Source organism: Priestia sp. YIM B13490, from assembly GCF_042787735.1.
Lineage (GTDB): Bacteria > Bacillota > Bacilli > Bacillales > Bacillaceae_H > Priestia > Priestia megaterium.
On the sequence record NZ_JBHZOT010000022.1, the window covers coordinates 16,442 to 41,559 of the forward strand.

The 25,118-nt window shown below is 34.2% G+C and carries 27 protein-coding genes and 1 pseudogene; 13 read left to right on the forward strand and 15 right to left on the reverse strand.

Features of this window, described 5'->3' with window-relative positions:
• Positions 1-185: 185 nt before the first annotated feature.
• From ACFX4R_RS27760 to ACFX4R_RS27775, 4 genes are all read right to left on the reverse strand, one after another.
• The gene (locus ACFX4R_RS27760) at positions 186-1,052 is read right to left on the reverse strand and encodes an Rpn family recombination-promoting nuclease/putative transposase (protein WP_047934286.1); all 867 of its coding nucleotides are present in this window, start codon (positions 1,050-1,052) and stop codon (positions 186-188) included.
• 352 nt (positions 1,053-1,404) lie between these two features.
• Positions 1,405-1,899: a general stress protein gene (locus ACFX4R_RS27765; protein ID WP_377571385.1), complete on the reverse strand. Its 495-nt coding sequence runs from the start codon at positions 1,897-1,899 to the stop codon at positions 1,405-1,407.
• Between the two features lie 159 nt (positions 1,900-2,058).
• Complete coding sequence (locus tag ACFX4R_RS27770) at positions 2,059-2,337, reverse strand: MTH1187 family thiamine-binding protein (protein WP_377571453.1); 279 nt, start codon at positions 2,335-2,337, stop codon at positions 2,059-2,061.
• 70 nt (positions 2,338-2,407) lie between these two features.
• Complete coding sequence (locus ACFX4R_RS27775; protein WP_377571388.1) at positions 2,408-2,833, reverse strand: CBS domain-containing protein; 426 nt, start codon at positions 2,831-2,833, stop codon at positions 2,408-2,410.
• Positions 2,834-3,085: 252 nt separating this feature from the next.
• Between ACFX4R_RS27775 and ACFX4R_RS27780 the strand changes: the two genes are divergently transcribed.
• From ACFX4R_RS27780 to ACFX4R_RS27815, 8 genes and pseudogenes are all read left to right on the forward strand, one after another.
• On the forward strand, positions 3,086-3,412 hold the full coding sequence (locus ACFX4R_RS27780; protein WP_377571391.1) for a YflT domain-containing protein: 327 nt from the start codon (positions 3,086-3,088) through the stop codon (positions 3,410-3,412).
• 201 nt (positions 3,413-3,613) lie between these two features.
• Positions 3,614-3,841: a hypothetical protein gene (locus ACFX4R_RS27785; protein ID WP_377571394.1), complete on the forward strand. Its 228-nt coding sequence runs from the start codon at positions 3,614-3,616 to the stop codon at positions 3,839-3,841.
• A 1,152-nt stretch (positions 3,842-4,993) separates the two neighbouring features.
• Positions 4,994-5,167, forward strand: a complete 174-nt coding sequence (locus tag ACFX4R_RS27790) for a Fur-regulated basic protein FbpA (protein WP_377571397.1) — start codon at positions 4,994-4,996, stop codon at positions 5,165-5,167.
• A 44-nt stretch (positions 5,168-5,211) separates the two neighbouring features.
• Positions 5,212-5,394, forward strand: coding sequence for a YolD-like family protein (locus ACFX4R_RS27795; RefSeq protein ID WP_377571400.1), 183 nt, complete (start codon positions 5,212-5,214; stop codon positions 5,392-5,394).
• 119 nt (positions 5,395-5,513) lie between these two features.
• Positions 5,514-5,651 carry a hypothetical protein gene (locus tag ACFX4R_RS27800; RefSeq protein WP_377571403.1) on the forward strand — a complete coding sequence of 46 codons (138 nt, stop codon included), beginning with the start codon at positions 5,514-5,516 and terminating at the stop codon, positions 5,649-5,651.
• A 213-nt stretch (positions 5,652-5,864) separates the two neighbouring features.
• Positions 5,865-6,128 (forward strand): hypothetical protein, encoded by a 264-nt coding sequence (locus ACFX4R_RS27805; RefSeq protein ID WP_377571406.1) that lies wholly within the window; start codon positions 5,865-5,867, stop codon positions 6,126-6,128.
• A 323-nt stretch (positions 6,129-6,451) separates the two neighbouring features.
• Complete coding sequence (locus ACFX4R_RS27810; RefSeq protein WP_377571409.1) at positions 6,452-7,426, forward strand: zinc-dependent alcohol dehydrogenase family protein; 975 nt, start codon at positions 6,452-6,454, stop codon at positions 7,424-7,426.
• A gap of 450 nt (positions 7,427-7,876) precedes the next feature.
• Positions 7,877-7,993 (forward strand): annotated as a pseudogene (locus ACFX4R_RS27815) (small, acid-soluble spore protein, alpha/beta type); the annotation flags it as partial.
• Between the two features lie 153 nt (positions 7,994-8,146).
• On the opposite strand, the gene ACFX4R_RS27820 reads toward ACFX4R_RS27815, so the two are convergent.
• Entirely contained in the window at positions 8,147-8,416 is a 270-nt protein-coding gene (locus ACFX4R_RS27820) for a hypothetical protein (protein ID WP_377571412.1), read from the reverse strand.
• Between the two features lie 199 nt (positions 8,417-8,615).
• Here ACFX4R_RS27820 and ACFX4R_RS27825 point away from each other — a divergent pair, with 199 nt between their 5' ends.
• Positions 8,616-9,017 carry a GtrA family protein gene (locus ACFX4R_RS27825; protein WP_377571415.1) on the forward strand — a complete coding sequence of 134 codons (402 nt, stop codon included), beginning with the start codon at positions 8,616-8,618 and terminating at the stop codon, positions 9,015-9,017.
• A gap of 331 nt (positions 9,018-9,348) precedes the next feature.
• Here ACFX4R_RS27825 and ACFX4R_RS27830 read toward each other — a convergent pair whose 3' ends face one another.
• From ACFX4R_RS27830 to ACFX4R_RS27840, 3 genes are all read right to left on the reverse strand, one after another.
• Positions 9,349-10,365 (reverse strand): glycosyltransferase family 2 protein, encoded by a 1,017-nt coding sequence (locus ACFX4R_RS27830; protein ID WP_377571418.1) that lies wholly within the window; start codon positions 10,363-10,365, stop codon positions 9,349-9,351.
• Positions 10,366-10,377: 12 nt separating this feature from the next.
• Positions 10,378-12,069, reverse strand: coding sequence for a DUF6044 family protein (locus ACFX4R_RS27835; protein WP_377571421.1), 1,692 nt, complete (start codon positions 12,067-12,069; stop codon positions 10,378-10,380).
• Between the two features lie 115 nt (positions 12,070-12,184).
• The gene (locus tag ACFX4R_RS27840; RefSeq protein WP_377571424.1) at positions 12,185-13,108 is read right to left on the reverse strand and encodes a polysaccharide deacetylase family protein; all 924 of its coding nucleotides are present in this window, start codon (positions 13,106-13,108) and stop codon (positions 12,185-12,187) included.
• Between the two features lie 622 nt (positions 13,109-13,730).
• On the opposite strand from ACFX4R_RS27840, the gene ACFX4R_RS27845 reads away from it, so the two are divergent.
• Genes ACFX4R_RS27845 through ACFX4R_RS27855 form a run of 3 tightly spaced genes read left to right on the forward strand, consistent with a single transcriptional unit; the run spans position 13,731 to position 15,868 of the window.
• Complete coding sequence (locus ACFX4R_RS27845) at positions 13,731-14,030, forward strand: hypothetical protein (protein ID WP_377571427.1); 300 nt, start codon at positions 13,731-13,733, stop codon at positions 14,028-14,030.
• Between the two features lie 12 nt (positions 14,031-14,042).
• The gene (locus ACFX4R_RS27850) at positions 14,043-15,173 is read left to right on the forward strand and encodes an FtsK/SpoIIIE domain-containing protein (RefSeq protein ID WP_377571430.1); all 1,131 of its coding nucleotides are present in this window, start codon (positions 14,043-14,045) and stop codon (positions 15,171-15,173) included.
• Entirely contained in the window at positions 15,173-15,868 is a 696-nt protein-coding gene (locus tag ACFX4R_RS27855) for a hypothetical protein (RefSeq protein ID WP_377571433.1), read from the forward strand. The genes ACFX4R_RS27850 and ACFX4R_RS27855 overlap by 1 nt, the downstream gene beginning before the upstream one ends.
• A 1,007-nt stretch (positions 15,869-16,875) precedes the next feature.
• Here the strand turns inward: ACFX4R_RS27855 and ACFX4R_RS27860 are convergent.
• Entirely contained in the window at positions 16,876-17,007 is a 132-nt protein-coding gene (locus tag ACFX4R_RS27860) for a hypothetical protein (protein WP_377571436.1), read from the reverse strand.
• Between the two features lie 467 nt (positions 17,008-17,474).
• Here ACFX4R_RS27860 and ACFX4R_RS27865 point away from each other — a divergent pair, with 467 nt between their 5' ends.
• On the forward strand, positions 17,475-19,028 hold the full coding sequence (locus tag ACFX4R_RS27865) for a DUF4365 domain-containing protein (protein ID WP_377571439.1): 1,554 nt from the start codon (positions 17,475-17,477) through the stop codon (positions 19,026-19,028).
• A 113-nt stretch (positions 19,029-19,141) separates the two neighbouring features.
• Here the strand turns inward: ACFX4R_RS27865 and ACFX4R_RS27870 are convergent, their stop codons facing one another.
• From ACFX4R_RS27870 to ACFX4R_RS27895, 6 genes are all read right to left on the reverse strand, one after another.
• Positions 19,142-19,372: a helix-turn-helix domain-containing protein gene (locus ACFX4R_RS27870; RefSeq protein WP_377571442.1), complete on the reverse strand. Its 231-nt coding sequence runs from the start codon at positions 19,370-19,372 to the stop codon at positions 19,142-19,144.
• Positions 19,373-19,714: 342 nt separating this feature from the next.
• Positions 19,715-20,194, reverse strand: a complete 480-nt coding sequence (locus ACFX4R_RS27875) for a MerR family transcriptional regulator (protein ID WP_097826788.1) — start codon at positions 20,192-20,194, stop codon at positions 19,715-19,717.
• A 131-nt stretch (positions 20,195-20,325) separates the two neighbouring features.
• Positions 20,326-20,622: a hypothetical protein gene (locus ACFX4R_RS27880; protein WP_074683324.1), complete on the reverse strand. Its 297-nt coding sequence runs from the start codon at positions 20,620-20,622 to the stop codon at positions 20,326-20,328.
• Between the two features lie 19 nt (positions 20,623-20,641).
• A complete protein-coding gene (locus ACFX4R_RS27885; protein ID WP_377571446.1) occupies positions 20,642-21,430 on the reverse strand; it encodes a ParB N-terminal domain-containing protein in 789 nt (262 codons plus the stop codon).
• A gap of 109 nt (positions 21,431-21,539) precedes the next feature.
• Entirely contained in the window at positions 21,540-22,841 is a 1,302-nt protein-coding gene (locus tag ACFX4R_RS27890; protein ID WP_377571448.1) for a replication protein, read from the reverse strand.
• 1,225 nt (positions 22,842-24,066) lie between these two features.
• The gene (locus tag ACFX4R_RS27895) at positions 24,067-24,597 is read right to left on the reverse strand and encodes a MerR family transcriptional regulator (RefSeq protein ID WP_074683099.1); all 531 of its coding nucleotides are present in this window, start codon (positions 24,595-24,597) and stop codon (positions 24,067-24,069) included.
• Positions 24,598-25,118 lie beyond the last annotated feature (521 nt).

Here is a 25,118-nt window from a genome sequence, read left to right on the forward strand (position 1 = left end):
GTGAGGCCTTATTGCTATGTATATTAGTTCATAACGAGAGTTCTCGTCATTTTTCCGAGTAGATAAGTAGAAGCCACTTGTATAAGACAAGTGGCTCTTTGCTACGTTGAATACATTAGATTATTCACGTATCATTCCCAACGCTATTATAGCATAACTTATCTATCTGTTTAATATATTCTATATTATCGTATTACTCTTCCTACTTCTTCTATACTTAATCCGGTGAATTTTGCAATATCATCTAAAGGCATACCATTCTCATACATGTTACGAATCAATTGAATTTTCCCTTCTTCTAGTCCTTCTTCACGAGCATGGGCTAATTTAGCTTGCTCATCCAGCAATAGTTTTTCACGCGCTTCATATGCGCTTCGGAAAGAAGAATCGTGACTCATATTTTCCCATTTATCCATCGCTTTTTGTAAAATTGGATCTTGATTCATGGCAATCTCCTCCAATGTTTGTGTTAAATGTTCATCTTCATGAGCCGGTAATAATAGTATCCAACGAACGAATACATTTTCCCACGGGTTGACTTTTTCTTCCCGCCACTGTTTCACAAGCTTTGGAATTTCTACAAAATGAATTTCAATATCATCACTTAAAACGCGTTGCTTGGTTGTATCCCACAGCTGACCTGTCGTTTGAAATTCTTCATCTGAAGAAAATAAAATAAAATCCAATAAATTGATGGTAATAGTTTTTCGTAAGGCCCGATAAGGCATCCCCTCTTGCATTTGTGAAGTATATAATTTGCTCCAATAATATAAAGAGCGTTTAACCATATCATGCGTATTACGAAGCTGTATCTCAATATTCACTTGTGTCCCGTTATTCAATGTAGCTAGTAAATCTAAAATAGATAACTTGTCGTCTTCGTAGGCCTTGTGAAGGTGTGGGTCTTCCAATTGAAGAGATGTAATTGGTGCTTCTAGAGATTTTTCTAAAACAGCGTTTAAAAAACCTGTTAAGATATCCTCACTACCTTTGGTACCGAATAATTGTTTAAAAGCGAAATCAATTCGTAAATTCACTAATTTTGTGGACATGGATTCGTCTTCCTATCTTTCTTATTTCTTACCCTTATTTTATAAGATAGCCAGATGTGTTTGCAAATGTTCACAGCAAAATAATTTAGTTGTCATGACAATCTGAATTCATTACAAGAAGCTTGAACGGATTTCTACTACATTTTAAAAGAAAAAAATTCGATAAACATTGTGAAAAAGGTCTGTATCAAAATAGATACAGACCTTTTTTACAGCCAACGTTTTAGGTTAACTTACTACTAAGTCTTCCAATCCTCGTCAGCCCCATATTGTATACAACCTTTAACAGATAATCTTCTACATATTCATCCTTTATATAAACAGTGAACCATCCTTTTATTTTTATTCGGATTTAAAGAATTCTTCCCGACAAAGGTGGCTTTTGCTCCCTATTTCGGCCGAACTTTTCCTTTTCATCCACAAGCACTAGAATTTTTCCTTCTTTAACTGAGTTACCATAGTATTCGGCTTCCTCTTTAGGAATACCTATTCCAACAAGAGCCCCTGTTAAACCTCCTACTCCTGCGCCCGTTATAGCGCCAGTTAACACAGCTGCAATTGGTCCTGCAGCAACAATTGGTCCTATTCCTGGGATAGCAAGTGCACCAGCTCCTGCCAATAAGCCCGTTAACCCTCCAAGTGCTCCACCAGTTAGCGCACCCGTTGTAATTCCGTCAACAACTTCGGTACCTGTTTCTTCCGTTACCATATCTACTTCTCTACTATCTCTTCCAATGATGGAGATGTCACGTGTAGCGTATCCCTGTGCTTTTAGGTCCTCTACAGCTGCAATAGCTTCTTGCTCTGACTTATATACTCCTACAACTCTCTTTGCAGTTCGTTCCATTTTTATCTCCTCCTAAATCAAGAATCCCATCTTCGAATAAGATAAAAGGGCAGTGAAAGGGTCACTCCTCAATGAGTAAATACTAATTGCTATCTTTTTTTCGTATATATATCAAGGTTCTTTTAATTAGGTTTATAAATTTTGAATAAGTGTTAAAAACTAGTCTAATGCATTCTCTACAGTGTCTATTTGATGGTTCATATCTGTTTTCTTATCTTTTCGATAATCAATACGTATGTTCGTGATAATTCGATTAGGACCACTTGAGATTGCTTCTTGGTGTATGTCTTTTGCTACTTGCCATAACTGTTCAAGGTCTCCTTCAATTATGGTAGAGGTAGGTGTTACATCATAATGTAAGTCCTTTTCCTTAACTTTGCGTACAGCATTAATTACTTCCGAACTAAAGCTTGTTGAATCTGTTCCAACAGGTATAATACCTACTCCTTCCTCATAAGTATGTGCTTTTAATTGGAAAAGAAACTACTTATATAAAGTCTCCTGACTTTTATTTATTAGGTTCAGCAGGAACTGAAATGTCCTCAAGAGCTTTCCCTGCTTTTTTATTTAAAGCATTACTTACTGCTAAATCACCCAAAGAAACCATTCCAATAAGTTTTCCATCTTCTACAATGGGAAGCCTGCGTATTTGGTACTGAGACATGATTTCTGCGGCTTGCTCTACGGACATTTGTTTTGTACCAGAAATGACATCCTTAGTTATCATTTCAGATATTTGTGTATTAGCATTTAGGTTATTGGCTAATCCATTGACAACTAAATCACGATCCGTTATTAGTCCTATTAGCTTATCGTCTTCACAAATTGGAATAATCCCTACATCTAGTTTCTTCATCATAGTAGCTACCTCACCACAAGAACTTTTAAGGTTACAGCTCTCAACATTTGAGGTCATTACTTCTGTTATATTCATAACAATTCCTCCTTTATTTAATAGCTGTCTTATATAATTTCATTCCCGTACACTCTCTTCCAAAACGTAATCCTGAGTTTTAATCCCTACAGCTTTAGATTTTAAGGGGAAGAAAGTAACTTAATAGATGACCTGAAACATAGGTTGGATGAACCTACAGTACGATTCTTAAACTTTATTGTTGAGTATAAAAATGATTTTTATCTCTTAGAAATGGGTACATATTATTTAAATATAAAAGGAGGTTGTTTTATGAAAAATGTAAGAGTAGTAGAAAACGGAATTCAAGCAAAAGAAGTAATTGAACAATTTCTAAATCGAGGATACACAAAAGACGAAGTATATTTATTAGCTCATGATAAAAATCGTTCTAAAGACTTAACGGAAGCATTAGAGACGAACGATGTCGGTGTTTCAGAACGAGGAGCATTTGATTTAATGGCCAACGTGTTCCGATCCCGTGGGGATGAATTACGTTCTAAAATCCACTCTTTAGGGTTATCAGACGTAGAAGCTCAGCAATATGAAAGGGAATTAGACCAAGGACGTGTACTAGTAATTGCAACAAAAGCAGGTTAATGTCACAAATATAAGAGAGGACCTCTTAAGTAGGTTCTCTTTAATTAACCTTTGATTACATTCCCTTTAGTAAGTCAGATTATGACCATCATTTTCACATACTGCATGGTTAAATCGGTTTATTTGTCATATTTATTATCGGCTTTTAAAAGATTAAGGAGTTGATTTCCAGTTACATATTGAAAGAAAGGAAGTAGGTTGATGAATAATATCGAAAAGAAGAAATGTGAAATTATTAATTTTAAAAAGCAAGATGAAGTGAACAAAAATTTGATAAAAGTCTCAGAGTCCCTTATCGCTATGGTAAAACAACTTAAAGAAGAACCCGAGAATCCTGAAGCTTTGACTGCAGTTGCAGATCTGGAAGGCCAAAAAGAACAGCTAAAAGCTAAATTAAAGAAACTATCTGAAGAGCTGGCTCATTTGTAAAAATGGATAGAAACAATTTGAATAAATACCTAAAGAAATCTTACGTAATACGTAAGATTTCTTTAGGTATTTATATTAGGAGCTACTTTTTATATGTCAAATCATGATCTAATAGCACATTTGAAGTCTCTGGTTTGGGGACTGAGCCTTTTACTAAAAACTTTAGAATATACGCATAAACATTTATCCTCGGATTTGGAAGGTTCCACGCTTTATTCATTGCAATTTCGTCTCAGCTTTGAAGAGATTGAGGGCGACTCAATGAATCCACCCGTCTGGAAACCTTATTTTTCCTACCATTAATACTGACGATAGGGTTTACTTACAGATAATTCTTAATGCCTCTTTTTACTCCACTTGGTTTATATCTGTTTCTTTTTCTCATAGAAAGAAGATAAATAAAAGGATTATTAAAAGAATGCTTGCAGGAAAATATAGAGGACCGATGTGAGCAGAAAACAATTTAGCCAAGCTAATCAGGCCTTTCAATTTTATATTTAGTTAAATGATTTATAAGATGTTTTTTCTTAAATACTCTTCGTTGTAAAGGAAAAACATATCGTTCGTATTCTAACATAGCAATGATGGATTACTCTAAATTTTTATGTTGGGTGGATAAGACTTCTCTTCTCTTCCCCTCTCTTCCATCCCGTGAAAAATATAAGTGACTAGTCTAATACCCAATATATAAAGAAAAGTATATACTCTATACTCATCACCTACTGTGAGATTATTTAGTCTTACTTTGTGATTTTATGTAAGTTTAAAGGAAGTTTTGTAGAAAGTATTTCATTAATCAAAAAAGGATACCATAATATACCTAATGTTAGTTTTTATGGGGAGTTATTGCAGTGAATAATGAATACAATCTTTTGTGTTTTAGAATCGCTTGAGAGAAGAATCCAAGGACTGTGAAAAGGAACTCCTTAAAAGTGAAAGTCATAGGGACATTTTTTATTATGGGTCGATGCGATAAACAACTAATTTTAAAGTAAATAGATAGGACACATATATACTTATCTAATCGAATTTACTTATTTATTACATTAGTTTTACTTCATTTTCATTTTCTTGTAACTAGCGAGCTTTATAATGAATTAAAGTAATTTGACAATCATACCAAAGACCATTCTAAAGTTAGGCGGTGGGATAATGAGTGAACAAATCTACTCTGATATACAACGTAAAAAAACCTCGATTATAGACTCTTTAATCCATTTAGGAATCTACAAAAAAGGAAACAAACAGCTTTATGAATTAACCTTACATGAGTTAGAAACAGAGTATCAAATAGTTAATCCGGCAATCCGGGATCTATCTTTGTAGATTTTTGCTAATTGCAATTCATTTGTTAAAAGGAGGGTTAATCTATGTTTTTGAAAAAGCTAATCAAAAATGGGGCAGTTACGGTTCATTATTATGAAAATGGGTCACTACAAACATGTAAAGGTCGTGTTTACAATCTTAACCTTCATGAACAGACACTGTCTTTAAAAGATGAAAAACAAAATATTTTTTTTATTCGCTTATCCGGTATTGAAGATATTTATTAATTTTAATTTAGTAAAGAGTTTTCTCAGTTTCTTTTCAATTGGTCACTTTGTACGTGTAAAAGGTTACTAGATAGGAAATCGTAAAGATAAAGAAATGAAATAAAAAAGGAGAAGGAATGATGAGAGAAAACAAACAAATATGGTTTGATTTTATTCAAAAGGACCGATTTGAACTTCATTCGTACCTTACTTATTTATTTAATCAATGTCATGATGAGAGTCCAAGGCAGTTAGAAGATGAAAATATAGAAGAATAAATCTATTGATAAAGCAAATTGAAAGGATAAAAAATGAATATGAAAATAATGTAGGCGACCTCACGTTTCTAATCCGAATGAATAGGTCGTCTATTGCTGTTATAAACCTTTTTTATATCTAGTAGATGCATCAAATGTGTTTATAATCTTATACAAGTAATCCTATGTAAATTCAATTTTCATCCTTATAAAGCTTAGAAGGAGGAAGAGCTGGTGAATACAACTGCTAATGAGTTGTATGATTTTGGAATGATTTTAAGAAGGAAACTATTGAATAATAATCTTTATGCTTATTATTTAATTGATGCCATGAGAAGAGAAAATCATTTTGATTTTTTATATTATTTTTTGACAGCAACTGTAGATAGTCAAACACCTATACCTGAACATGTCTCCAATGTTTTTTTGAGGATCCTTAGCGATAAAGAAAAATTGAGTGACCTTACTCCGTTTGTCATGGGTCTGGTTGAAAAATAAATAGAGTTAAAGATATATATACGCTTCCTCAGATATCTAAATTCCTTTATTAAATGCAGTCATTGTTTTTGATGCTAGACATTAGTATTGGCTTTGATCCGAAATAAATCAGCTTGTTAATTAAATATTATTTTTGCGCGGTATGGATTATATATTTTTGTTTATAGTTTAATAAAATTCGAGATATGCACCCAAATCATATGAATTAAAACCCCAACTGAAATTCCTTTCAAGCTATCTGTAATAGTTGTTATAAGAACTAGAAATGAAGAGGTTGTACAATATAACTATATAAGTAAACAAACTAAAGGAGGCTATCTATCTTGAAAGCAACAAGCATTAAGTTTTATGAATTCGGAGAACCTCAACAAGTTCTACAAATAGAAAATAAACAAGTGAAAGATCCTGGGGTTGGTGAAGTGCTAGTACGAATGAAAACTCGACCAATCAATCCATCTGATTTAATTCCTATTCGAGGGGCCTATTCAAATCGGATTTCTTTACCTGCCATTCCGGGATATGAAGGAGTTGGTATCGTAGAAGAGGTTGGTCCATCTGTTTCTAAATGGTTTCTTGGCAAACGAGTATTACCATTACGAGGTGAAGGTACATGGCAGGAGTTTGTAAAAACGTCAGCTGAACTAGCCATTATTGTTCCAGATTATCTAGAGGATTACATAGCAGCACAGCTTTATATCAACCCTATTACAGCATGGGTGATTTGTACGGAAGTATTAGCGTTAAAACCAGGGGATGACCTAATAGTAAATGCCTGCGGTTCTTCTATTGGTCGTATTTTTGCTCAATTCTCCCGTATTTTAGGGTTTCGTTTGATTGCAGTAACGCGAAATAATATCTACACAGAGGAATTAACTCAACTTGGTGCTTCATATGTAATTAATACAGAGATGACGCCACTCTACGATACGGTTATGGAATTGACGAATGGTCGTGGAGCCAAAGCAGCAATTGACTCTATTGGTGGACCATCTGGTACAAACTTAGCCTATTGTGTCAGTCCAAATGGAATATTTTTGACGATAGGTCTTTTATCAGGAATACCTGTCGATTGGGTAGAAATTATGAATAACAATAAAATAAATACAAATATATTTCATTTACGTCATTGGAACCAAAAAGTCTCTACACGTAAATGGCACGAAACATTTTATCAGCTTATACAATTTGTTCACGAGAAAAAGTTAACATTAACAAAACCCAAAGTTCAATATCCTCTTTCAGATGTAAAAAAAGCTCTTAATTCTAAAATTAAGGGCAAAATACTTTTAACTAGTTAAAAGTCAGGAATATTTTTTATAAAATGTAGACTAATAATATTAAGTTAGTCCCTTTAAAAAGCCAAAGAATATTTATATCCTTTGGCTATTCAGTATGTTTCTTCTTCATTTTTGAATGGACAGCCAACTTACTGCAGTAGCTACATAGTATATGATTGATGTTCGATTCGTTTAAATTGACTGCATGAAGGAAGTAAGTTAAACCATTGTAACAAGCTTTCTCTTTTGGTTCTATCCAACTATGCTATTGTCTGGAAAGAGAGGAGTAAAATTTAAATTACTCTTGTTCAAAAAATAGAAGGTTCACTAATTGGATATTTTGTGTAAAAATGGACGAAATTGAAAAATTTAGACATCAATAAATAAAAAACGTCGCATTAAAAGGTAAGCTGTTCCATTTTGGAGTATCAGTACAGGAAAATCCACGTATAAAAGCAGTATATTTTATAATTGAAATACGAAATTGCTAATGAATTTGGTATAAACCTTGGTACTGATAGGATTTCATGTGCAAACGGATCATTAGGTGAGGAATTCACCAAGCTTCTTGTACAAATGGCTGAGTAACAACTTGGCGGAGGACGTTTCTAAGACAATATTATAAAGTGATGGTTTAGGGAAGAATGGGAATCCATTCTTCCTTTTTCTAAGTTAAAAAAGTATTTACTAATACTTGGACTACACTTATGTCACCTATATCAACATTTGAATTTAAAAAGATTAAAAGCTTATATCTAAATCACTAAGCTTATAATTAACATCATAATGCTCGTTTACAATAGTAATCAAAGAAGCAAGTCGGCAATTTTCATCGACTTCTATACCTAACAAGTAGTGACAAAAAGCGATTTGAGTCAGTGTAATTAATACAAGGTTCTCTAAATCCTTTTTACCCATACATTCGTGAACTAATTTATATAGACTCTCCATTCGATCAACTACAGAATCTCCTTCAATTATAATAGCCTCTTTAAATTCAGAAATACTCATCTTCTATTTCAACTCACTTTCAACCATATATTCCATACCATTAATATCTTCTCAAAGGTTAAAAAAACACCCTTGTTTATGCAACAATAAGACTCTTTTAAGTAATATTAATTAATAAAGTGTTCGACATGAGCGTAAGAGATTTGTTCATGTAAAATGAAGGAAAAAGCAGCAAGAAAATTTCGAGAAGGTGTTTTTTATGAAGAACGTTGTTAATAAAGAAAGCATTCACTACTTAAAATTCTGTATTGTGGGGGGATTAAATACAGCTATTGATTTTTTTGTTTTTTCTTTCTTATCTTATTTAGGCGTATATTATATAATAGCTCAATGCGTATCTTATGGGTGTGGTGTATTAAACAGTTATCTTTTAAATAAAACATGGACGTTTCAACAACAGGGGAAAAGAAGGAAGCATGAATTTCTCGAGTTTACTGTGTTGAATGTTTTCACTTTAATTGTTACATCTTTCTTGTTAACTTTGTTTCACTATAAATTTAACATACCACTTCCTTACAGCAAGGTTTTAGTAACAATTATAAGCGTTGGATTAAACTATATAGGTACTCGTTTTTGGGTTTTTAAACCATTAAAAGGATAAAATAAATAAATGATCAATGTATTCTAAAGGAAACATGTAAGATGCAGTAAAATAGTTATGCTTTAATTTTTTATTAAGAGGCAAGAACTTCATTACATAACGAAACAAGCATACCTTTGTAGATATGCTTGTTTGTCTTAGATGGATGCAAATCATTTATCTGAATAACTTTTAAAAGTGTCTAATAAGTGCTAAAACAAAACCTAGAACGAAACTCAAAATTCATGCTATCAAATAGTCATGTGAAAGTAAAAGATATCGTACTAGTTAAAAAAGAAAGAAGTAAGTTTGGTATATATAATCTATACACTTTATTATAAGAAGAGCTGATTTAGTTGAATTCTTCTTTAGTTAATAAACTTTCTTCTGGGAACGTGGACACCCCTAACCTTTCTGTGTATAAGTCAATATCAACCGCATAAGGAGGCCTCTTTTTTACTTCTATAAATATCTTTCCAATATATTCTCCTACTACTCCAATACTTATTAACTGTATGGCACCTAACAGCCAAATAGAGATAATTAAAGAGGTCCACCCTATACTCGTGTTACCTAATAACTTTTGAATAAACGCATAACAGCCTGTAATCACACTTATAAAAAATAACACGCAACCTAAAAAAGTAAAGGCTCGGATTGGAAACACACTAAATGAGGTGAGGCCGTTAAATGCGAAAGAGACCATCTTTTTCAAAGGATATTTGGTTTCCCCGGCTAGACGCTCTTTTCGATTATATGTCACTTTTGAGGATTTAAATCCAATCAAAGGAACAACTCCTCTTAAAAACAAATCTGCTTCTTTATAACGTGAAAGTTCTTCAATCGCTCGCTTGCTCATTAAACGATAATCTGCATGGTTATAAATAAGGTTGATATTTAACTTTTGCATAAGACGGTAAAAACATAAAGCAGTATTTCGTTTGAAAAAAGTATCTGTTTCTCTGCTGTCGCGTACACCATATACAATTTCATCCCCCTTATGATACTTTAAGAGGAAACTTCGAATAACAGAAACATCATCTTGCAGATCAGCATCAATCGAGATTACACAGTCCGATTTAGCTTTAGCTTTTTCGAGTCCGGCAAGAAGCGCCTTCTGATGTCCTACATTGCATGATAGCTTTAGTCCTGTTACATAGCTATTAATTGTACTCTCCATAGCAATTAATGACCATGTCCGATCTTTACTACCGTCATCTACAAATAATATCTTGCTATGAGCTGAAATTAACTCTTCTTTCCTTAAATCATCTAAAATAGAGGATAGTTGCGTAATGGTGTCTTTTAATACTTCTTGTTCGTTGTAACATGGAACCACTATGGTTACTAAGGGCAGCGTTGGCTTCAATTTTTATACCTCCTACATTACTTGATACAAGTAAATCTTCCACGCAGATTCTTTATGATTAAATTCTTTCAAGAGCGCAAGGTTATTATCTTTCGCGTTCAAAATAGGGACTGATGAAAAGATATAACGACCACCCATTTCTTTAAATTGATTCGTGTTTAGCTGTAAATGACGTACTTCTTTTTTTTGATCTTTTGTGAACTCGTATGTTTTACCAAGTTCATTGACAAAGATGTAACAGCGACTTCCCCATTCATCATAATATTTTCTTAATTGCTTATTTTTTTCTAACTCTTTTGCTATTATCTTTCGAAATTTATACTTGTATTCAAGGGGATATACATTGTTATACGTATCTAGTGTGTAGAATCCGTTGTATTGCGAAATAGCTGGATGGAGTCCAATACTTCCTACACGATACGAATCCTGAGGGTCCCCTATGTATTCTTTTATATCGTTGAATTGTTCTGTAGCATAAAATTCCTTAAAAGAAGGAGAGTGAAAGTGATAGCCATAAAGAAGTTCTTCGTTAAACAGGAGAAGTGTGACGACCTGACATAGAATCGCTATAGTAGCTAGTTGCCTCCAAAACTTTCCTAGTGACCATAGAATGTAACAGGCTAAGCCGAAACTAAGGTAAATAACAATAATTCGTAAGAAATGAAACCTCGCAAAGTTAAATGTATTTAAAAAGGTGATCTTTTCTTTGAGAGGAATCCATAAATTATTAAACCAAAAAGCGTACCATATTGATAAAGCAACATTTAAAAGAAATAAAAAAATGAATAGTTTGTTATGTTTTATCTCCCTCTTAAAAGCTAATAAAATAAATGTTAAAAATAATATTGGGAGAATAACATGCGTATGAACAGTCATGACATGTGTATGCCCTATGAGAAAGTTTTTAAGGGAAAGGCGCATAGAGTGCCAAAAATCATGTTGTGAAGATATAAATTCCATCCTATGATTTGGCTGTTCTGAAAGAACCATTGAATAGACAAGGCGGTACTCAATTAAAAGATAAAGGGAAGTCATAAAAATAAGGCTAAATAGAAATGGCCAATTCCATCTTTTCTTTCTAATCAAGTCATAAATCCATAAAAAAGAAATCGCCACCAAAAAGAAGAAAAAACCAAGTACAAAGCTTGAATAAAAGGGTAAAAGGAAAAGAACTACCCATTCTTTCCATGAAAAATCTTTAGAACGGATATTCAAAAATGCCCATAAAGCAAGAGGGTAACCTAATGTACTTAACATGCCTGAAGGCCAAAATGGAGTAAGTGCAAATGCAAGTGATACACCAACACGAACAAATTGGGCATCTTCATGTTTAATAAAGTGTTTTTTCAATAGTAAATACATTCCACCAAAAGCAACTAACCGAGTAATCGTTTGACTTAAAGCATAAGCAGTCATAGAAGGAAAGAGAGCGTAAAGCCAAACAATCCCACTAAATACTGTCCCGAATGCATCACGAGGCAATCCATTGATAACTTGAGGAATCGTAGAGTGAAGGCCTCCAAATATCTGACCACTTTCAGTCAGCACCTTATACCAGGCAATATTAGAATCTAAATTATCATGAACACGTATGTGGGCATCTTCTCCTAGTACATACATAGGAAGAAAATAAAGAAAAAGTAACACAAGTGCACTTATAATATAAATTTTCTCTTTTCTCTTTCCTGTTGTAGTCACTGCCATCTATTACACATCCATTGAATTATTTTTAAAGCGTATTTCTTCCCTTTGGTGATCCTACTCATACAAAATATCTGTTTGTTACTATTCCCATTATCCTGACCCATACCAACCTATTTTATTTATTTACAGGAATCCCCAACATGTCTGGAATAGTTACAAACTTTACTCCATCGCCTTTTAACTTATGAATAATTTCAGGCAAAGCTTTTACTGATCCCGATAAGTCCTCACCTTCTCCTCCGGCAGAGTGTTGTAATATAATCGATCCTGGTTTAACCTGCGCAAGAATATTTGTAGAAACTTGCTCTGCACTCAATCCTTTCCAATCTAATGAATCAACATCCCAATTTACGACTTTCTTGTTTTCATGAGCTAACCACTTAATTTCCTCCTCATTTATACTTCCATAAGGAGGTCTCACTATCGACGTATTATAACCACTTACTTTATGAATAATATGATCTGTATTTACAATCTCCTTACGGAATTCTTCGATCTTAAGTTTAGGAAAATTAGGATGACTATAAGAATGATTGACTATTGCATGTCCTTCCTTAATCATCCGTTTCAAGATATCAGGGTGTGCTTTAACACGGTTCCCTACCACACAAAATGTAGCTTTTACCCCAGATTTTTTTAGAGCGTCTAATACTTGAGGCGTAAACTTGCCATCTGGCCCGTCGTCAAATGTTAGTGCTACTTCCCGTTTCGCTCGATCACCATTAAGAAGAAAAGTATGGCTATATTTTTTTCTTAAATCTGCCAGAGAAAGAGGATGAGGTTCTCTTACTAAATGTTCAGGTCCACCTCTTAAGTCCGGGGTGTCAGCATCAAACTCCCTTTGTACATCCTTATCGTTATCAGGTTGGTACCCTACATTTTTTGGTCCATTGTTATGATGATTATTCTCTTCCTCTTGTTTAGAGAGCCTTTCCGTTTGATCAGGTTCAGCGTCATCTTTGTTATCGTTACAGCCGAAGAGAAACCCTACAGATAAAATGGTTGATAAGAGACCAAATAAATATTTTCTGTTCTTCATCTTGTCTGCACTCCTTGTAATCGTCATATATCATTTAAGATTTACAGTATTTCTTTAAAAATCACAGGTAATAAATTGAAAATATTGGCAGGGTCATTCTTGTGGAAATTTTTTCTTATTGAACCCAAAGAGAAGGTTAAAGCCTTCTCTCTTTTATATAGATTTCTCATTTTTTAAGATCTGGAGTATACGATTTGTCACGCTGCTATTGCTTCTCCCTACATTCTACTTTAGATGCTGGGACATCTTTAGATTTCCCGTCCACTTAATGAAAAAGATAAGCCTATAGGACAAGCCCTCTCTATATAAAAATCAAGCCCAGCTTACATCACTACCTACTCCTTACATACTGCAGTAAGGGTTTTTCTTTATTTTTCGATTGGACAGGCAAGCTTACCGAGGTAGCTACATAGTATCTAAAGAATTACGACTTCGTTGCCTAATCAGTATCTAGTTCACTATCGCTACCGCGTTAATACAAGTTGTATACGCGTAGTGAAGCCCTTCATGGAACCTGTAAGGGAGCTGAGCCGAAGAGGCGAAGGGGGCGACCGGATGCGTTGAGCTGAAATAATGAGTACCTGAAAGGCAAAAAATAAAAAGAATGAAAGAAGGTACCAACATGAGAAAAGCAAAAGGATTTACCTTTCGGAAAATATTACCTCCACCCCACAAACCATCTCTTACGAGGCCTCTTCCCCTCAAGGCTTATTCCTTTGTTCCTTTTAGTCCCCTAGCTATGCTTGACCCAACTATCTTGACCATAGGAGGCATTGTCTTAGGAATTGCGATTATCGAACGAATATTAGAACGATGGGGTGTCATTGATGTTGTAGATCAGTTTGGGAAAATCATGCGATTGATTCTGCCTGTCACCTTCTATAGCGCCTTGATTTATTTTTTTGCGACTTTTATGTTCTGAGGAGGAATGTGTATGTTTGAAAAACTAAAATTGCGTGGTCAATTAATTAAAGCATTTCGTACCGCAGAGATTTACCGGATGGTTAAACGTGGAGACCGTACCTCCTATCTGTTTCCGAAAATTCATCAAATCGATAGCCAACATACGTACACTCGGTACGCCTTTTCCTTATTAAATGGGATTGATCCTGAGCTCTTAACGAAAAAAAGATGGGCGTTACGCCAAGTATTAGGCAGCAACATCGAAATAAATGGCAGCTTAAAGAATTTTAGTATCACGGTTCACCACAAAAGCCTACCTAGGATGCTTAACTACAATTATGAAGCCATACATCCTCATATTGAGAAAATGGAGCTTCCAGTATGCATTGGTCAAGATATCTATGGAAACCCTGTTTCATGGGATTTTGCGGATTTAGAAACGTTACTGATTTCTGGCGAAATTGGAGCAGGAAAAAGTAGCTTAATGCGCGTGATTCTCACCACATGGGCGAAGTATACCTCTCCTGAAGACTTGCGCTTGGTATTAGTAGACCTTAAACGAGCCGATTTAGGTTTGTTTCATGGCATTGAACATGTGGATGCGCTTTGTTTTGAAGCGAAAGACATGCGAAAACCTTTTTCATTGTTACGAGCCGAAATGTATCGACGGGGTGATTTACTGTTAGAGCATGGCGTCACACATATCAGCAGGCTTCCTTTTAAGCTACCTCGTATCGTTGTGGTAATTGATGAAATGTCTATCGTGAAGAGAGAAACGGATCTCGTAGAGATGATTCAACAGTTTGCCAGCCAAGGTCGTGCGTTAGGTGTTCATACGATTATCGCCATGCAGCGTCCGGATGCTGATTTATTAAACTCTGCGTTAAAAGCCAATTTAAGGGTGCGGATTTCTGGAAGGCAAGCCGATGCGACGAATGCGAAAGTAGCTGGAGTACTCGGGGCAGAAGAAATTAATGCAGCTGCCAGAGGTCGTATGAAAATTAAGATTGATGACGTGAAAGAGTTTCAAGCCTATTTTTTAAATGAAGAAGCTTGTAAGGAAATGCTTTCTCCTTATAAAACACGTGTGAAAGATCCTGAACCGCAACTAGAGGTTGTGTCACAGTCTATCTTTGGATTATTAGAGAAGGAGGAACAGTAATGAGTTTTCGACTATCTCAGCGTGATAAAGACATCATTGGGTTTATCAATCAGTTTCGGGCTGTGGATCGCAACTCATTAGTAGAACTCTTCTTTAAACAGCTGAAATCGCCTGTAAATGCGTGTAATAGTGTCATGGTGCGTTTATATCGATTAGGGCTCATTGAACGCACACAGCAGTATTCTCCAACTGTATATTTGCCTATAGATGCCAAAATTAAAAAGAACTCTCAAAAAATACTACATTTCCTTTCTATCTTGGATGTCTATAAACAAATGTGTACGTATAGTATACCTAAACAGGTCATTGTCGAAGATAAGCCGACTGGAAGAAAAGGAGGCATTGAACCCGATCTCTTTTGTATTTTTAAAGGATCTCCGTTTTGGATCGAAATTCAACGAAATCAGTATTCAGAACAGAAAATGCAGGATAAGATTCATTTATATGAGGAGTTTTTCTTTTCGGACGAGTGGAAAACGTTGCAGTGGCAGCCTGAAGATCGAGCAGCTATATTCCCTTCCGTCATCTTAATTACACCTGTTCGTTATGCTGTTAATTCCGACCACATCCGCATTATACAGGTAGCAAGTATTCATGAATTGATGGAGAAATATAAAAGTTCTCATAAAAAACAAAGGGAAGAAAGACCAAAAGTAGTATCATCGTCAAATGGAATCAAAATTAACTTAACATAGGAGACTAAGAAACTATGTTTTCTAATAAAAAAGAAAGCTACCCCATCGTTGCAGGACAGGTAGCTTTTGAGGGAATTCATAAACTAATTTATAAAAAGTCTGAATAATTTTATAATAAATCAAGAAATAAATCAATATATGTTGACCTTGGACAAATATATGTAAACTAGCTACTTGGTGTCTTGAAATAAAAAAGTCCCATTGATATTACTCAATTTAAAGAAGGAGCTCTGTCCATCATATATAGCTCAAAAACAGAAAAAACAACTGGGTCCGTTCAGTTGTTTTTTCTGCTACATTTATTTGATTAAAGGATAGAAACTTTACAGCTTCTTGAGTAGTTTGTTCATAACATGTGAAATTATTCAATCTACTAGACACAACAAAATAATAGACAGAATATTTTAATTAATTAGTTTACTTTGTAATCGCTTTCATTTATAATAAGGGTAGGTTGGATGGCATGAGTGGCTGTCATAGTATTTAGCGTAGGCGGGGCTAATACGAGGGAACAGGGCATAAAAGAAATGTCCTTTTTTATTTTTATGAAAAAAGTAAAAATAGCATTTGATAATTTAAGTCAGGAAATATAACAGAATGATGGTTTTTTTATTCTAATTATGTAAAATGAAGTTGTGTAGAATCTACATAAAAAAGAAAGGATTACCTTTGGGGATAAGGTAGTCCTTTTTTTATTGGTTCGAAAATTACACAAATATTTATCTTTTCAAAATATTAAGTGATGACATTGATCATCATAGATAGTAAGATATAAGTGGTCAGCCTAACGGTGGGTTCACGTTTGATAACCCAAATCATGCTTATAGGAAAGAGCATTTCTCATTTGAGAGGAATGCTCTTTTCTCTGTATAAGAAGAAGCAGGCTCAAGCCTGCTTTTGTAGCCTTAGAGGCTATTTTATAGTTAAGAAGTACGTATTAGTTCTTGTAAGGGTTCTTGATACAAATTCAGAAACTGTTGAACAGCTTCTGTCATACATGATGTATTTCACTTCTTTAAGATACTTCTTTTTTGATTCTTAATCGTGAACTCTTCTTTATGGAAAATGTCTTGTGTTGCTGAAATAGAATGACCATCAAGAGCAAAGACTTCTTGTTCTGCTTGAGTTATTTGATTCATAAATACTTTCTATTCCAGGGTTTTACATTCTTTTTCTGCACTCTTTAGCCCAGCAACTTCACCAACTAAATCAGACGCTACACTCAAGATATTTTCAATACCCATTAATAGTTTTTCGCTTTTATCCATGATAAGGCCCTTCTACTTTTTGAGGGCAACCTATGTTATAATAAAAGTCCGTTACGTACTAAGTTTTGACATGGGGGTGCTTTCCTAGCCGGGAAAGTGCCCTTTTTCATTTTATTTTGTTTGGACTTGGATTGTTTATAATAATGTTTGATCAAGAATCTTGTATATAACAGGATTTTTTTGTTTGATAGTAAACCCATTTCATTGACTAAGAAATAGCTGAGAAATACACTCGTTGGATTTAATTTATCTAACGAATGCTGTTTCGTTGTTGCTATACTAGGATTCGATGAGTTTTTAACGACTTAAATGTTCATCATTAAGAAGGAGAGAATTGAATGGTTACAACAAAAATCAAAAAAAAGGTTGCAGTAAAAGATCTAGAAACTGATACAACAACTGTTGAACAGCTAGCGTATTATCGAATATTAGCCCCACTAGAAGTGAGATCCCTCTTATCTCGTCTTGATTTAAGTGGAAAAAAGTCTATTCCCCTAGATTTAACACAATTTAAAAATAGAGATTTAGAGCCCTTCTGTAATACTTTTATAGAAGAGATAGACAAACAGTCAAAACATTTTACCGAAGCATCTGAAAAGAAAGAAGCTTCGAATTACAAAGTGGATTTTGTTAGTATGCAAAAGGAAGATTTTAATTTATTTGAAGAGATTATCCACGTATATGGTATCCCAGACGATGGTATTAGGTTGCCAGTGGAAGAGGCTGAGTCAGACGGGTTAAAAATTGAAAAAAATGAAGTCGTTTATATGAACAATGAATCTACCCTTGTTACTTACCAAATCATTGAAACAGAGAAAGGATTCAAGGTCGTTATAGAAGATACTTTAACGCTGGATTTTGATAAGAGAAAGAAATCTGGTGTATTTCATTTAGGAAAAGTAAAAAGCCTCGGTTCCTACATGAAATGTTTACGATTAATAAACTATTACATACAGCGCAATAAGTTTCCATTTCAAACTTTAAAGTTATCTGGTGGAACATTAAATGTAAAGGGACATCTCCAACAAATTGAGGAAGAGATTGAGTCTTACGAAGAACTAAGAGATAGTTGCACTCAAATTGGAATAAGTGAAAATTATATATTCGGTAATAAAGAAGATTTACCTTCCCTATTCAATGCTATAATCAATATCTTTAAAAATAAACAATATAACTTGCTTAATATTCGTCATGAGAAACTGAAAAGAACGGAGATAATCAATATTGAACTTTCTCAATATGTGAAACTAGCATTAGTGTATGCAAATGGGTGTTTCCTTAACCTTTATAGTGAAGAAGCGTTAAAAATAATGGATAGATCTTCGTCTATAACAGATGTAGCTAGTAATCACGGGCAGGATACTGTTGAACCTGTTATGTTATCTGATAATCGGGAAAATTATGACCAAAAAGTAAGCATTTTCGCTTCTCGAAAAATTGAAGAAATGGTGAAAGATACAAACTTTGATTTCGACATAGTAAAATTGTCTTTTGCCGATGAGCATCATGATATACAAGCTGACTTAACAATTACTAGTTCTTTAGACTATATAGACTTTTATGATAAAACCCTCGATGAAAATTATTTAGAGCTTGCTCTTGATCTAAACCAACGATACTTAGCTAAGTATCCAAAAGATGAAATTGCAAAAGTTAATATTTATCTCATTAAACTCAAGCAAGGCCATGAATTATCAGAAGATGAACAAAATGATCTTTATAACATACAAGCAAGAGCAGAAATGAATAACGAGCAAACAATATGTTTTGCATGTGAGGTTTTGTTGAAAAATAAGACAAAAGCGAAGAGAATATTTGCTACTCTTCCTAGTGAGGAAAAAGAAGAGATCATGGAATTTCCAATCTACCGTTTTTATCAAAACTTAGAATAGTGTGCTCATTTTCTTCTGTATATAGATTGCTAGTAAACTGTTATAAAAGTTCTTTTTTATAAAGTTTTTTGTACTTAATACAATAAATAAGCCCTATTTTCCTATGATAGGGCTTATAAATCAAAAAAATCTTGAATTTGCTTATTTTTATCAATTTTTCGTACAGTATCCATGATTTTTTTTAATGAGACAGGTGTGGGTATGTAGTCTTTCCTGTTACATAAACGCCAAATCGTGCTTCTCGATACGTTTGCTCTCTCAGCAAAGTCTGTCTGAGCAATACCATTTTGGTCCAAAAATCTACCGAATTTAGACCTTTTGGGGTTCTTCCACCATAACAACATATCTACATCACTCCTTTTCTATCATCTTGTCCACTTTGAGTCATCTTGAATCACGTTGATTCCAAAAAGATAAAAATGTAGGCATAAAGGTCTGCTGTACCTTCATATACTGAAAGAAAAAGAGAAAAAACCAATTTCTTTAGAATACTGTCGATATTTTTGTCATAATCATATAGCATGAATACAGTTAAGACCGCCTTATACACTGATAAGTAATGGGCGGTCTTTGTTATCGATATTCTTTACAATTGAACTTTGCACAAAAAACCTTTTCCCTCTAGGCAGAGGAAAAAGGTTTTTTTATGTGAATATTAGATAACCAGATACCATCATTCTAGCAAATCATTTTTCAAAAAAGGTTTTTAACCACTTATAAAAACTCTTCTTTTGTTGTTGTGCTTTTTTTAACGCCCGAATTTCCCGAGCCATTGAAATTAATTGACGTTCGCGTTCCTCAAATTTTGCATCGATATAGCTTTGTATTTCTTTCATTTGCATCTCACGTGGTTCTAGGCTAAGGGTTTGCTTTTCAGTTGAAATGTTAGGTGGAGTGGCTGGTATTTGTACTAAGTTAAATTTTTTTGCAACGGTTATAACGGCTTTTTCTAAGGTCATTTCGGGATGAGCATAAATTCTTTTTAGTTCATGAAAGATGGTAACGTCGTCATTTGTATAAGCTAATCTACCTTGTTTTTTAGTAAAGTGCACACCAATTTTGGCAAAATGGAAGTTGTATTTTCGTATAGTTGATATGGGCAAACCAAGTATATCGGCTAATTCTTCGGTGGTATATGCTGCTTCTGCGGTTATGACTCTCAACATATGATCACCTCCTCTTATCAAGAGAACTATTCTAGGTATATATGTAAAAACCTTCAAATAATAAGAGGACCATATTTGGTGTTTTGTCATTTTGCCGTTAATATACCAATCTAAATCCTACTCAAAATGATCTAATTTTTATCTACATTCTCTGCTTGATTAAAATATTTAATCGTTTTGATATCCCCGTTTTTGAATACAATAACCTTTTCACCTTCATGAAAGGACACTTCTTTAATTTCTTTGTCATTGTCATCCTCAGGCTCTTCGATTGAATGAACAAGACAATGGATGGCCTGATCTAACTTTCTATCAGCCGTATTCAAGAAGGATACATTCAGGCCTAGATTTGCAAGAAACTCCCGATGCTTTTCTAATTCATCAGACGCCTTTTGAATATATTCAATCGCTTTTTGTTTATTATTCATTTAGTAGACTCCTACACCCTTATTTTTGATATTCATAGACAACAGGAACTTGATCCATTTTGACCGTTTTGGCCACGACATAACGACGGTAGCCATCTTTTAAGATCTTTGATCCTTTTTCAATCGTTAATGGCTCATCTAGGCGTCCTGTACGCTTCACAAAATCGATCACCTTTTGTGTTTTTTCAGGGTTTGGGCGTGTCTTTAAAAACTCTTCAGGAACGATAATATCATCAAAGTTCAATAGATCCTGAGTTCCCTTCGGCTGGTTGGATAGTGTTGTCTTTTTTTCCTCGGCCTTTTTCTCTTCTGTAGGCGCTTGTTGTACTTCTGGCTGAATAGGCTTTACCTCTTTCTTCTCTTCCTTTGCTATAGGTTGAGAAACAGGTGCTTGTTCTTCCTGCTGTTTAGTAGGTTCCGTATTCTTTTGTTCTTGAGAAGGCGCAGAATCCTCTTTTTTAGGTTCTTTTTTCGCATCTGACTCATTCTTCTCTTTGTCATTTTTGTTCGGGAGAACAGTAATCTGAAAACAAATGACCCCTACTTCACCAGGGCATTCATCAATGGGAATGTCTAACGTTGGTTCCCCTTGAATTAAGATTTTTTCATGCATGATGCTTTTCTTCGTAAGCCCTGTTTTATTAAAGGCTTTCTTCGCAACAAACACGGTATACGAAATAAAGGTACTCTTCTTTAATCCTTTCGGCGCAGATGGTGACCCTTTTTCACGCATATCAAAGGCAACGTAGCGATCATATTCTCGTAAAGGTCCTGTGGCTGATCCGGTTAACGTAATTTTATGTGGCATAATAGTCTCCTCCTGCGTAGATTATTAGTTGTTGTTTATTTAGAACACAGTTCTAAATAAACATACTCTATTAAAACATCAGCTTCTAAGAGATTTCTACTTTTTTTGATTAGGAAGCTGTGTCTTTTAACTGGTTATGTTGACGCAAACATTCTTGTTCCTCTGGCGTTAAAGCTTGTCCTAGGTCTTGTTTTACCTGAGCTATTTCCAACAAACTATACGTGGAGCTGTGCTCCTGCAGCAAGTTCTCTTCTTCTGGTGTTAGGTCTTGCTCTAAATCTTGCTTTAACTGAATCATTTCAAGCTGCTGATTCAGAGAAACCTCTGTTTCTTTTGGAGCTTCTTCTTGCTGCTGTTCAGACTTTAACCAATTTGGAACGAGTTCCTTACGGATAATCCGTTTTGGAGTCGCTAATGTTGTTTCTTTGCTTTCGTTATGTATAACTTCTTGTTGGTTTGCGTATACTGATGAATAATCCTGACTTTTAGGCTTTGTTAATTCATAGAATTGATTTTTCGCAATCTGATAGATTAATCGACACATATCCCGTAGGGATAACGGATTGCCTTGTTGATTTGCTTCATGTACATATTTATCTAACCCAACTATGGTTGAATACGCAATTTCATGTACTTGCTCTTTCTCAATCGTAATCTCTGTATCTTTTTTTACTGCTTTTGCAGCATTTTGAATACGAGCATAAAAGTCTTGTAGTTGATGCCCATATTTACCTGCATAGACTTGATTGACTTTCTTAGGAACACCTTTGATATAGCTGAATGACTGTGAAACAGACATTAAATGATTATTTATATGATTTAAAGGTAAATCAAGGTTAATAAAGGCATCAGATGATTTATCGGCCTCTAAGCTTGGTGTATCAACGTTTTCAGCACTTTCTGGAGACGTCACAGGACGTGTCACAGGAGTGGTCATTTCTTCTTGCTGAAGCGTTTGTACACCTGTTGTATCATGAGCAAAAAAGATTTCGCCGCAAATTTGCTGAAAGTTTTTATGACTTTTAAGGACAAATACATAACTGTCAGGATGAGTACCTGTTGCATCTTCTTTGATATAACGTGCCACAAGTACAAACGGAGTCGCTTTTAACGAGCGTACAAAACGAGAAACCGTACTTTTGGACACATTAAATTTCTTCATAAGTGTTTCAGAACGGATCGCTTGAATACCCGTAGCCACTAGGTTGTAGATGACGTGATCGAGCATTTCCATTCTCTTTTTAGGAAATTCTTTATGGATAGCAGATTGTTGTTGTTTAAAGTGGATACAAAGATTTTCTAAAAACTCTTCTTTCTTTTTACGAAGCGTGGACTTGTGGGTCCATAACCATTTGAACCGTCCATTAAAGGTGTCTACATCTTTTAAATAGCAGGTCAAAATCTTTGACATTTGTTCATCGTCTCCTTTAAGGAACACAAAAAAGACACTGTTTCCCTGGAAAAAGGAAAACAATGCCTTGATTTTGATGAACTAAGCCCTTGAAATAGATAGCTATTTCGTATAAAATAAAAACATAAGTTTTATCTTATAGAAAAACTAACTCTATTAACAAGAGACTTCGACAAGTGTTTTCCCTACCGTCATTAGGGGGAACGGTTTAAGAGTGCGGTCAACACTTCTTAAACAGTTGAAGTCTTTTTTCTATTCCGGTCATTTTTGTTAGTTTTATTATAGCGTTAACTCGTCTCAAAATTCAATAAAAATTATAATATCTCTTAAAACAATTATTTTTAACTACATATCTACGTAGAAATGAAACTATTACAGAATAGAGTACTTAATTAGAAAATGAAATGTTTAAGACAAGGTTTGTTCAAAGGTAATAGATTAATTACTCTCTCTATGTTAATGCGAAAAGATTAGTTTGGGTAGGGTGATTTTTTCTCACCCTGCCTAAAAAAGAAAGATATATAAGTCTTTATCTATTAGCAATAATATTGTTTATTCCTCTCAGCTTTTATAATCCTCTTTTACATCCATTTTTTTTATAAAAATAAGTTCATGACTGTAACATTTATAACCCCTTTTATTGATATTAAAGTTTTATTTTCACTTTATATTACATTCAAAAGTATCCTACTATGCATACAACGTGGATTTCAAAGATTTAAGTATCTCTAAACATTAAATAATTAGGGTTTAAAGATCATTTAGTAAAACAAATGATCTTTAAAATTGCTGGTATAAAAAAACAAGTTGAACTATAGTTCAACTTGTGGAAGGGAACGTATATCGCAGAGCGACATATGAATGCTAATTATTATTTTAAGTTCGACTTATGTCGTACTTGAAGTTTAATTTTGTATCGCGGGGCGACATATGAATGCTAATTATTATTTTAAGTTCGACTTATGTCGTACTTGAAGTTTAATTTTGTATCGCGGGGCGACATATGAATGCTAATTATTATTTTAAGTTCGACTTATGTCGTACTTGAAGTTTAATTTTGTATCGCGGGGCGACATATGAATNTTTTGTATCGCGGGGCGACATATGAATAACTAACTACTATTTTAATCCTAAATTATATCTTATTTAGGGAAAAATACTATGTCGATGGGCGATACAGTTTTGATTGAACTATTATTTTAGCTCAAGTTCAGGTTAATAGTAATTAATTATTAAAGAGACGCTGAAACCAACTTTTTTTTCTCTCTTGTTTTTCTTCAATAGTCTTTTTATAAAACTCAGTAATTTGTTTATCACGTTTTTCAAGTGAAACAGCAATATATTCTTTTTGCTCCCTCATCATATCCTGTAATTCTAACATCATATTTTTCAGCTCAGCATTCTCATTTTTTAGTGTAGTAAATTCATTACCATATTGTTTAATTATAGCTTGTAACTGGTCATTCTCCTTTATGTCGGGTGGCGACACGGGTGTCTTAGGGATATCTTCGAGGACAGTTTTTACAGCTTCTTCTAATGTAATACCAGGTGATTTACTTAGGGATTGAATATCTTTTAAAACAATTATGTCACGTTCCAAAAAGGCTCTTTGATCATGTTCATTACGTATAAATTTATAATTATGTTTTTCCATCAAAGTAGCATACTTGCGTACTGTTGTAACTGCTATGTCTAATCTTTTAGCAACTTCGTTTGTCCAATATGCTTTTTCAGATCTTGTTGTGTCGTTTTCCATAGCGACACCCTCCTTTTATATGTAGAATTCTATATGGTAAAGTGAAGTCCTTTATAGACCAATTTTCTTTAGAAAAATGGTTTGCTAACTAATAAGTTACTGGGAATTAGAAATTTTTCGTAGTTATAATGTTTTAAGGCTGCATCATTTTTGTAAAAGGTCCTTTACCAAATTCCTTTTATTGATAGTAATAAGATTTTAAAGTATGTCCATGTAGCATTAATTGGGAAACTTATATTGTTTAGAATAACATGGTTTCCCCCTATTATAATTCTACATCAATCTGTATTGTACCTGGTAATAAAGAACATGTCGATGGGCAACACAACCTGGTAATCCTCAGTTTTAATGTCGTCCTGCATCATGTCCTGGTAATAAAGAACATGTCGATGGGCAACACAACCTGGTAATCCTCAGTTTTAATGTCGTCCTGCATCATGTCCTGGTAATAAAGAACATGTCGATGGGCAACACAACCTGGTAATCCTCAGTTTTAATGTCGTCCTGCATCATGTCCGGGT